Source organism: Robertkochia flava (assembly GCF_020166515.1).
In the GTDB taxonomy this organism is placed as follows: domain Bacteria; phylum Bacteroidota; class Bacteroidia; order Flavobacteriales; family Flavobacteriaceae; genus Robertkochia; species Robertkochia flava.
The window spans coordinates 723,339-732,853 of record NZ_JAINZT010000002.1 but is presented as its reverse complement, the minus strand read 5'-3'; the positions used below and the strand labels follow the sequence as shown (position 1 = coordinate 732,853).

General features: G+C 46.3%; 10 protein-coding genes and 1 tRNA gene. 5 read left to right on the top strand and 6 right to left on the bottom strand.

Annotated elements, in window-relative coordinates; all coding sequences use genetic code 11:
* Position 1: 1 nt before the first annotated feature.
* The 5 genes from porV to K7R11_RS03660 all read right to left on the bottom strand — a co-directional run bounded on the left by porV (position 2) and on the right by K7R11_RS03660 (position 5,332).
* Entirely contained in the window at positions 2 to 1,069 is a 1,068-nt protein-coding gene (gene porV / locus K7R11_RS03680; protein WP_224488734.1) for a type IX secretion system outer membrane channel protein PorV, read from the bottom strand.
* Between the two features lie 175 nt (positions 1,070 to 1,244).
* Positions 1,245 to 2,834 carry a tetratricopeptide repeat protein gene (locus tag K7R11_RS03675; RefSeq protein WP_224488733.1) on the bottom strand — a complete coding sequence of 530 codons (1,590 nt, stop codon included), beginning with the start codon at positions 2,832 to 2,834 and terminating at the stop codon, positions 1,245 to 1,247.
* A gap of 467 nt (positions 2,835 to 3,301) precedes the next feature.
* Positions 3,302 to 3,378: transfer RNA gene (locus tag K7R11_RS03670), tRNA-Asp, on the bottom strand.
* A gap of 86 nt (positions 3,379 to 3,464) precedes the next feature.
* Positions 3,465 to 4,394, bottom strand: a complete 930-nt coding sequence (locus K7R11_RS03665) for a DUF58 domain-containing protein (protein ID WP_224488732.1) — start codon at positions 4,392 to 4,394, stop codon at positions 3,465 to 3,467.
* Positions 4,391 to 5,332: a ketopantoate reductase family protein gene (locus K7R11_RS03660; protein ID WP_224488731.1), complete on the bottom strand. Its 942-nt coding sequence runs from the start codon at positions 5,330 to 5,332 to the stop codon at positions 4,391 to 4,393. Before K7R11_RS03660 ends, K7R11_RS03665 begins: the two co-directional genes overlap by 4 nt.
* A gap of 70 nt (positions 5,333 to 5,402) precedes the next feature.
* On the opposite strand from K7R11_RS03660, the gene K7R11_RS03655 reads away from it, so the two are divergent.
* Genes K7R11_RS03655 through K7R11_RS03635 form a run of 5 tightly spaced genes read left to right on the top strand, consistent with a single transcriptional unit; the run spans position 5,403 to position 8,894 of the window.
* Positions 5,403 to 6,281: a cell division protein FtsX gene (locus tag K7R11_RS03655; protein ID WP_224488730.1), complete on the top strand. Its 879-nt coding sequence runs from the start codon at positions 5,403 to 5,405 to the stop codon at positions 6,279 to 6,281.
* Between the two features lie 9 nt (positions 6,282 to 6,290).
* Complete coding sequence (locus tag K7R11_RS03650) at positions 6,291 to 6,581, top strand: DUF3098 domain-containing protein (RefSeq protein WP_224488729.1); 291 nt, start codon at positions 6,291 to 6,293, stop codon at positions 6,579 to 6,581.
* 20 nt (positions 6,582 to 6,601) lie between these two features.
* Positions 6,602 to 7,399, top strand: coding sequence for an undecaprenyl-diphosphate phosphatase (locus K7R11_RS03645; RefSeq protein ID WP_224488728.1), 798 nt, complete (start codon positions 6,602 to 6,604; stop codon positions 7,397 to 7,399).
* Between the two features lie 33 nt (positions 7,400 to 7,432).
* Entirely contained in the window at positions 7,433 to 8,143 is a 711-nt protein-coding gene (truB, locus tag K7R11_RS03640) for a tRNA pseudouridine(55) synthase TruB (RefSeq protein ID WP_224488727.1), read from the top strand.
* Positions 8,144 to 8,177: 34 nt separating this feature from the next.
* Positions 8,178 to 8,894 carry a hypothetical protein gene (locus tag K7R11_RS03635; RefSeq protein ID WP_224488726.1) on the top strand — a complete coding sequence of 239 codons (717 nt, stop codon included), beginning with the start codon at positions 8,178 to 8,180 and terminating at the stop codon, positions 8,892 to 8,894.
* Here the strand turns inward: K7R11_RS03635 and K7R11_RS03630 are convergent.
* Positions 8,877 to 9,503 carry a thioredoxin family protein gene (locus K7R11_RS03630; RefSeq protein WP_224488725.1) on the bottom strand — a complete coding sequence of 209 codons (627 nt, stop codon included), beginning with the start codon at positions 9,501 to 9,503 and terminating at the stop codon, positions 8,877 to 8,879. The genes K7R11_RS03635 and K7R11_RS03630 overlap by 18 nt on opposite strands.
* Between the last annotated feature and the right edge of the window lie 12 nt (positions 9,504 to 9,515).

Sequence of the window (9,515 nt, the reverse complement as noted above, 5' to 3'; positions counted from 1 at the left end):
ATTAATTTAGTGCCGCGACGTCGTCTGTGGAGTTCTGCTGAACATTGGCGTTATTGCCAAAAACAAAACTCAGGGAAAACCGCAGGGTATTTTCCAGCGGGCTTACCACATCGGAGGTGTTCACCAGGTAAGAGATGTCCAGACGGGCATTCCTAAATGCCACCCCTCCACCAAAAGAAGCGAACTGCCTGTTCCCGGAATTTTCTCCTTCATGAAAGTATCCGGTACGCAAGGCAAATACATTATTGTATTTGTACTCTGCGCCCAGGGCATAAATAAGGCTTCCGATATCGTTATTAGACACAAGGAGGGAATTCAATTCCAGGTTGGTGGTCAGGGAATTTTTGGCATCCAGTAAAAACTCGTACCCCGTTCCCAGTTTCAGGGTGGTTGGCATCTGAGACTTTTCAGCTCCTTCCACTAATTCCACCTTGGAACCGATATTATTAAGGGATAGTCCGGCACGCCAGATACCCTGCATCTTACCGATTTGCTGAAGATCAGACTCGTAGTACCCTCCAACATCGGCCACCACGGTATTCACCGTCCTCAGATCCGAGTTTTCAACGCGCAATGCGTAATCAGAACGCACGTAGCGCCCGGATACGGCCATGGCAAAATTTTCACTGAGCTTAAGAGAGTACGAACCGTCGAGTGCCAGTTCATAAGGCGTCTCCGTTCCCATACCGTTTCCTGCCCCATCAGACAGTTGTATAGCACCCAGGGAGAAATAACGCATCCCAACACCCCATGTACTTCTTTCATCTATACGTTTCGCAAAAGAAAAACTACCGAGAAACACTTCGTTTGTAAGGTTTCTTAACCATGGGGTATAGTTAAGACCTACCAACATATCCTCTTCCATAAAGGCATATTTGGCCGCGTTGAAGAATTGAGAATTCGCATCGGTAGACGTAGCCACCCCCATATCAGCCATCCCCCCGCTTCGGGCATCAGGCACAATTAAAAGAAAGGGTGCTGCGGTAGTTTGCACTCCTGAATTCTCCTGGGCTAAACCAACTTTCACCGACAAAGGCAAAAGGAGAATCCAAAACAATAATTTTTTCATCTTAATTCAAGTTTTTGGCGCTTAATGAAAACCGCCGATTTCTGATATCTCAAATGAAAAAAACAATAGCGAACCACCCCTAATAAACAGGGTCACAAAATCTATACAACCCCATTTTTACAGGTTACAATATGTATACAATGGAAAACAAACAGCTGATTTACAGCGAAATGCACTAAAGGCTGTTAAGAAAGGTAGTGAGATTCACATCTGCGTTATTGATCCCTAATTTTTTGCGCAAACGGTACCTCCCTACATCAATGGTACGGATACTTTGCCCGGTCAGGGAGGAGATCTCTTTGGATGAGAGTTTGAGTTTTGAAAAGGCCGCCAGTTTCATTTCGTTAGGGGTTAACTGAAACTTTGAGGAAAGCTTGGCGTAAAAATCGGAATGGACCTCCTGGAAATACAGGTCAAATTCTTCCCAGGATTCGGCACTGTGATGGTGCTTAAGCTGGAGGATGATCTCTGAAATGATCTTATCGCCCTCTGCCTTATTTCCCTTTTTGGCATCCCGAAGTTTAAGAATAAGACTGGAGATCAATTCATTTTTCTGGAGCAGGAACATCAGATTAGACATGAGTTTCTTGTTCTTATAATCCAGCTCCTGCCGCAGCAAATGCTTTTCCTTTTTTATATTCTCGTTAAGCAACTCGCCCTGGCGCGTCTTACTTTTCTGAAGCAGGTAAAGGATCAGGGCGATGATGAGCAGCAACAGCATGACCCCGAAAATAAATTTATAGACCGTTTCCCGGAATTCGCGGTTTTTGGCGGCGATCTGCTTTTCCAGCTCGTATTCGTATTTTGCCTTCAGGCGCTCCTGGTTTTTTACACGCTCTTCATTAAACACCCGGTCTCTGAAATCAAGCTCCAGTTGCTGCACCTCAAAAGCCCTGGCAAATTCTCCTTTTTGAAAATAGATATCTTTTAAGGGTACCGAAGCCTCTATAACCTGTTTGGCATAACCCATTTGCACTCCAATATCCAAAGCTCTTTTAAAATTCTCCTCGCTTTTTGCAAGATCTCCAAGAAGGGAATAAACTACACCCAAATGATTCAGCGACTGACAAATACCCAGGCTTAAATTTTCTTTTTCCCTTATTTCCAAAGCCCTGCGATGCCACTCCAATGCCTTAGGATAATCCTCCATCCTGGATTTCAGGGATCCCATGTTGCTGTAGGCGTTGGCCAGGTTGTACTTCTCAGAAATCTGCAGGGAAAGATCGATGGCTTTCCGGTAAAGCGTTTCTGCCTCAGCATAGTTCCCGAGATTCTCATTGGCAACCCCCTCGTTGTTATAGATCACACAATAAGGTAGTAAATTAATATGCGTGGAATCTGTTACCCGATAATGCTCCCGGATATGCTGATAACGCCCGAGCGCCTTCTGATAATCCTCTCCATCGAGGTAAATTCCGGCTATACTGATCTCTGCATATAATTTATAGGTAGAATCCTCTTCTGAGCCGGTAAAATCGAGAATCTCAAGGTAGATCTCCAGGGCACGGTCGGCCTGTCCCTTTGTCAGGTAGGCATTTCCAATTTCTAAAAGCACGCCAAGACGCTGGCGAAGGTAATTCTTATCCTCCAGGAACACATCCAGCTGCTCGTAGTAATACAAGGCAGAGTCCAGGTCGGTTTCCCTTAACCTGTTCGCCTGCTTGTAAATCTCTGAATAGAACAGACTATCGGCCGGGGCCAGGTGATCGGTTTGACTCCAACCATCGAACCCCCATAATAAAAACAACAATAATAGCTTCTTCATTATTTTCCCTTGTCTGGCAATTTTGATCCCGGTTTTCAAAAAGCCCCTCATATTGGTTCCCATGAACTGTGATTTCTCATGAAAAATCAATTGTCGCGCAAAAGTAGAAATTTTGATCTACTTCCCTTGAATTCAAGATACTTTTCTGAGGAGGGAGATGGGAAGGTGGGGATATAGGGATGTGGGGATATGGGGATGTGGGGATATGGGGATGTGGGGAGGTAGGGAGGTAGGGAGGTAGGGAAAATGAGGAATTTAAAATTAATAAGTCAAGGCAGGAGTGCGAGGGGTTCTCAACGCTAAAGTTCCGTAACAAAAAAAGCCTTCCAAATTAGGAAAGCCTTTCATTGGTTTAACTACTAAACCACGATCGCGACAAGCGCGATCAAACAACACAACTAATCTTAACACGCCAAAAAAAGCCTCTGAATTTGGAGGCTTTTCAGGCTTCCGGTTTCCCGGATTGTTGGCGGTCTGGACGGGACTCGAACCCGCGACCCCATGCGTGACAGGCATGTATTCTAACCAACTGAACTACCAGACCTTTCTTGATTGCGGTTGCAAATATACACCCCATTTTTAATACCGCAAACGTTTTGTGAAAAAAAATGAAACTTTTTTCACCCCCTATCAGGCAAACTTTTGTCGCTCAACCAGGTAGGTCATTAAAATTTTTTGCAAATCTCTGGAGGTATCTGCCTCCACATACTTAATACGGTATTGAAGACACTTTAACCGGATCTCATTCAGGAAGCTATTTACGTATTCCCGGTAGGGTTCTCTCACATTCTCTGCGAACAACTCCAGCTCCTCCCCGGTTTCCACATCCTTAAATTTCCGGGGGGTATTATCAAAATTAAAATCGACCTCTGTTTCCTTGTGGATCACATGAAACAGGATCACTTCGTGCTTGTTGTATTTCAGATGCCTGAGGGCGTTAAAAAGCTCTTCCCTTCCGGTTTCTACCTGGAACATATCGGTAAAAAGAAAGATCAGGCTGCGACGGTGAATCTTTTCGGCGATCTGATGCAAATAGGTATACGTCCGGGTTCCCGACCCGGCAGCCTTGGGACTCACCAGGTCTTCCAGATGGGCCATCAATTTCTGAAAGTGACGCTCACTACCCTTCTCAGGCGCATACAATTCATAGGCATCCGAGAAAACACTTAACCCCACAGCATCACGCTGGCGTTTGAGCAATTGCATAAGACTGGCGGCAGCCAGAACAGAGAACCCTATTTTATTGAGGTTAGCGGCAGTTTGTTCCTTCACCCGGGGGTAATGCATGGAAGACGAATTATCGATGATCAGATGACATCGCAGATTTGTTTCCTCCTCGTACTTCCTGGTATACAGCTTATCCGTTTTGGCGTACAATTTCCAGTCGATATGCCTGGTACTTTCTCCCTGGTTGTAGATCTTATGCTCGGCAAATTCTGAGGAAAACCCATGAAACGGACTCTTATGTAGTCCGCTGATAAATCCTTCAACCACCTGTTTGGCCAGAAGGTCCAAATTCGAAAACAGCTGTACCTGCTGTAATTCATTCTGTATGTTCATAGGCTTTTTCCTTTCTTTTCCCTCGCCTGTTCCTCCATAGGACGCAGGGTATAATAAATAAATGTATTTACAGGAACCGACAAACCAAGACGGGCTGCTTCCTGCACAATATAACCATTAAAATCGTGGATCTCCGAGGGTTTTCCATCCATCATATCCCGTTGAAGAGAAGCGGTAGAATGATATTCCTGGGCATCGATGGCACGAAAGGCGCGATCCATATCGTTGCGGGTAAGTCCCACCCCCTTATGGGCGGCAACCTCCAGGATCTCTTCTGCAGATCTTTCCATAAGCTCCCGGATCCCGGCATCCTCCCGCATCACTCCAATCTCCTGTCTGCAAAGGGCCCCCATGCCGCTTATAACACAAATGAAGAGGAACTTCCTCCACATATCCAACCGGATATCCTCAGATATCCGGGCATCAATTTTAGCAGACCGGAAAAGGGCTTCCAAGCGGACAGTCCGTTCGCTCCTGCTGCCATCAACCTCTCCGAAAATAATTTCGGGATGAAATGCAAAATGATCGATGACCCCGGGCTGTTCCATTTTAGAAATGATCTTACACAATCCGCCCAAAACCTGCTGCTCCGGCACATGCTTTATAAGCCGCTCCACGCTGCTCACCCCGTTTTGCAACGGCAGAATAACGGTGTCCCTGTTGATGCGGCTTTTAAGCTCCTTCCCTATGGCCTCGAGCTGCCAGGATTTGGTACAGATCAGTACCAGGTCCGGGGCTTCAATGGTTTCCAGGCTGCTGTGCACCTGATCCGGATAAGCGATGAAATCGCCATCCACGCTTTTCACCTTCAGTCCGTCGGCTGCGATCGTCTTCCCGTGCAGGCCCCTGGCCACGAACTCTACCCTGTGACCGGTAAGTGCCAGGCGACCGCCAAAATACCCTCCGACACCACCAATACCAATCACAATAATATGCATGACTTTCCTGTTAAGAGATTATATCGATTAAATTTACTTTATTACTTTTACACATCCAATTTTACTATCCATGAGCAGATCTTTTGAACGCTACCAGCGGCGCAAACTAATATCTTCATATTTCTCTGTTGTCCTGAGTATTGGTCTGGTACTATTCCTTCTCGGCATTTTAGGATTACTGGTAATCAACACCAAGAAACTGGCCAACCACTTTAAGGAACAGGTCGCGGTAACGGTTTTCCTGAAAGATAACGCCAAGGAGGTGGAGGTAACCCAGCTGCAAAAGAGCCTGGCCATGGCCCCGTATACCAAAACGGCCCGGTTTATATCAAAGGAGGAAGCGGCAGAGCAACACAGCAAGGAGATCGGTGAAAACTTCCTGGAATTTCTCGGTCATAATCCCCTGCAAAACTCCATAGAGGTCCATTTGAAAGCCAATTATGTGGAATCAGACAGCATACGTGTTATTGCGGATAAACTCGCCGGGAAAGACTATATCGCCGAGGTCGCCTACGACCAACCCCTGGTATCACTACTCAATGAAAACGTGAAACGCATCAGTTTGTGGATATTGATCGCCAGCTCGGCCTTCACCCTGATCGCTGTATTACTGATCAACAGTTCGATACGGCTTTCCATCTATTCGAAAAGATTCATTATTAAGACCATGCAAATGGTGGGAGCTACCAAGAGCTTTATTCGTCGCCCGTTCATTATGAAAAGCGTACAACTCGGTATCCTTGGAGCGGTTATCGCCCTGCTGTCTATCGGAGGCCTGCTTTATTACCTTTCGGGAAAATACCCCCAATTAGGGCTGTTTGACGATTTGCCGGTTATCGGAATGTTATTCGCAGCAATTTTTCTCGGGGGAATTGTAATTACATGGATTAGCACTTATATTGCAACCCAGAGATTTCTCAACCTCAGAACAGATGATCTCTACTATTAAAAACGATTTATGAAAAAAGTTCAGGGTAAAAACAACACGAAGGATCAGGCTTCTCCCAACGGAGAAAAGGATTTTGTATTTCACCGTAAAAATTACACCGTCATGTTTATTGGCCTGGCCATCATTGTGCTCGGGTTTATCCTTATGAGCGGGGGCGGAAGTGACAATCCGGAAGTCTTCAACCCTGACATCTTCAGCTTCAGACGGATCCGTCTCGCCCCCACCCTGGTACTGATCGGGTTTGGGATCGAGGTCTATGCCATCCTGATGAATCCTCACAAGAAAAGAAAGAATAAATAATCCGGCCTCCTGCTGCTTTTATGGAAATACTTGATGCCATTATCCTTGGAATCATTCAGGGGCTGACCGAATTTTTACCTGTTTCCTCCAGCGGACACCTGGAACTTGGGAAAGCATTGCTGGGTGACAATATGGTTCCTGAAGAAAGTCTCCTGTTCACGGTTATCCTGCATTTTGCAACGGCCCTGAGCACCATCGTGGTATTCCGAAAAGACGTGGGCGAGCTCTTTGGCGGACTTTTTTCAAAAGGGTGGAATGAAGAAAAGAAATTTTCCCTGAAGATCATCCTTTCCATGCTTCCCGCAGCCCTTGTAGGCGTGTATTTTGAAGACCAGCTGGAGGCGCTTTTCGGAGGGAACATCCTGTTGGTAGGCTTCATGCTTATTGTAACGGCACTGTTGCTTTACCTCGCAGACAAGGCCAGGGAAACAGCTAAAGACGTGAGTTATTCCAACGCTTTTGTGATCGGAATATCCCAGGCCATTGCCATGCTGCCCGGTATTTCGAGAAGCGGCGCTACCATATCTACCTCTGTTTTGCTGGGAAATGACAAAAGCAGGGCTGCACGATTTTCATTTCTCATGGTAGTCCCCCTGATCCTTGGTAAGATCGCCAAGGACATTTTGTCGGGAGAGCTGAGTTATGAGAACACCCAGATCAAAATTCTGTCCATCGGATTCCTGGCTGCTTTTGTATCGGGAATTATCGCCTGTACCTGGATGATCTCCCTGGTGCGGCGCAGTAAATTGGTGTATTTCTCCTTCTATTGCTTTATTGTAGGTCTTCTTGCCATTGTTCTGGGCTATTATTATACCTAACTTTGTCCTGTTTAAACCGGAACAGGTAATGGTATGATAAAATACACCCAGGAAGACATAAAACAAGGCCAGATCCTCCTTGTAGACAAACCCCTTGAATGGTCGTCATTCCAGGCAGTTAATAAGATCAAATGGGCCATAAAAAAAGGCTTTAAGCTCAAAAAGATCAAGGTAGGACATGCGGGCACCCTGGATCCGCTTGCTACAGGACTCCTGGTGATCTGTACCGGAAAATTCACAAAAAAAATACCCGAACTTCAGGGAATGGTCAAAGAATACACAGGGACCATTACCCTTGGAGCCACAAGACCCTCCTTTGACATGGAAACCGGCATTGACGCCACATTTCCCACGGATCATATCACCCCGGAACTTATCGACGAAACCATTGCGAATCAGTTTCTGGGCACCATAGAGCAGTATCCGCCGGTTTTTTCTGCCGTAAAGAAAGACGGAAAGCGATTGTATGAATTTGCCCGGGAGGGAAAGGAAGTAGAGATCAAACCCCGGAATGTACATATCGACGCCTTCGAGATCACAGGGGTGAATTTCCCGGAACTTTCCTTTCGGATCGTATGCAGTAAGGGCACTTACATCCGGTCTATGGCCAGTGACCTGGGCAAAGCCCTCAACAGCGGGGCCTATCTTTCTTCCCTGCGAAGAACCAAAATTGGTGATTTCAACGTAAGTAATGCCATGAGTCCTCTTGACTTTCCCGACATGCTGGAAAGAGAGGCTTTGTAATTTTTACTATATTTAAACACCAAGTCCCTGTATAATGAACCTGAATAACAAACAATTATCCTTTATCATCACCTTCTGCCTGATGGGGATCATTGTGCTCACTGCCTACAATATCAAGCTCCGCGACCAGCAGGAAGAAGAATATCTCTATGAACTTTCTTTTGACGAGGAACTTCCCGAGGAAGAGATCCCGGAAGAAGAACCTGTTCCCATGCAGAAGCTGGAGACCCATATGGCTTATAACGAAGCGAACGAGAGCAGGTTTGCACAGGAACTGGAAGACTTTAAAACCCTAGAGGAATTGCAGGAAGAGATCGAAAAGATGGAGGCTGAACAGGAAGCAGGTGAAGAGCTGAATGAGCTTTCTGAAAACCTCAACCTTGCCAAGGAATATTCCGAAAAGCTAAAAAAGCAGAAGGAAGCTATGGAGAAGCTGTTGAAGGAAGAAAAGAAGGAGCCTCTAAATATCAAAAGGCGAACTACCATTACCTATTCCCTGAAAGACCGCTATAAACTCGATATTCCCAATCCGATCTACACCTGTGAAAGTTTCGGGAAAGTAGTCATCAACATCGAGGTGGACGATAAAGGCATGGTGATCGACGCCGAATTCAACCAGAAAAGTTCTACCACCACCAACAAGTGCCTGGTGGAGAACGCCATCTACTACGCCCAACAGGCCAGATTCAACGCAGAATCCGGGAAATTAAAACAACTCGGATCTATAACGTACCTATTCCAGGGAGAGTAGCCGGATAAGATCCCCGGCGATATCCCTGCCTTTATCCTTATTATACCACATTTGGAGTGCGGCCCTGAATTCGGGGCTAAGCGTTCCTTTCTCTTGTTTCTCCCGCTCTACCATGGCTGTAGCTTTTGCAGGCCTCGGGCCCCAGGTAGCCAGCACCACTCCCGAACCATTATCGATCATAATAAGCTTAGGTATGGAGCGTGCCCCATTGGTAAGATAGGCATCCATAAGGGCCGGCCATTCGTCCCGTATCACAATCCTCAGGGCAATCCCTTCATTGAGGTCTGCGATCCTTTTCATGACAGGAAGGGCATGGGCGCCATCTCCGCACCACCCTTCTGTGATCACCAGCCAGGTGACATCTCCCGAAAAAGCCCTTACCTGTTCCACCTGATCATCAGACATTTTAAACGTCTTTTCCCAACGATCCATACGCTTTTCATTCATCAAGGTGTAATGAAGGTAGGCATCGCTCTGCTGTATTCCCGTCACCCGATTGGTATCGAGCAGGGATTGCACTTCCGACCGAAAATCTTCATAAGACAAAGCCTCTTCCAAAGCGCTGTACAGAACCGGGTCAAGAACCTGGGAACGGTTATTTTCCATCATACTCAAAGTCAC

Coding starts and splice junctions, on each gene's coding strand:
- K7R11_RS03660 (WP_224488731.1), bottom strand. CDS start 5,332: ATGCATATTATTGTGATTGGTATTGGTGGTGTCGGAGGGTATTTTGGC.
- K7R11_RS03630 (WP_224488725.1), bottom strand. CDS start 9,503: ATGATGGAAAATAACCGTTCCCAGGTTCTTGACCCGGTTCTGTACAGC.
- K7R11_RS03675 (WP_224488733.1), bottom strand. CDS start 2,834: ATGAAGAAGCTATTATTGTTGTTTTTATTATGGGGGTTCGATGGTTGG.
- porV (WP_224488734.1), bottom strand. CDS start 1,069: ATGAAAAAATTATTGTTTTGGATTCTCCTTTTGCCTTTGTCGGTGAAA.
- K7R11_RS03655 (WP_224488730.1), top strand. CDS start 5,403: ATGAGCAGATCTTTTGAACGCTACCAGCGGCGCAAACTAATATCTTCA.
- K7R11_RS03650 (WP_224488729.1), top strand. CDS start 6,291: ATGAAAAAAGTTCAGGGTAAAAACAACACGAAGGATCAGGCTTCTCCC.
- K7R11_RS03635 (WP_224488726.1), top strand. CDS start 8,178: ATGAACCTGAATAACAAACAATTATCCTTTATCATCACCTTCTGCCTG.
- K7R11_RS03665 (WP_224488732.1), bottom strand. CDS start 4,394: ATGAACATACAGAATGAATTACAGCAGGTACAGCTGTTTTCGAATTTG.
- truB (WP_224488727.1), top strand. CDS start 7,433: ATGATAAAATACACCCAGGAAGACATAAAACAAGGCCAGATCCTCCTT.
- K7R11_RS03645 (WP_224488728.1), top strand. CDS start 6,602: ATGGAAATACTTGATGCCATTATCCTTGGAATCATTCAGGGGCTGACC.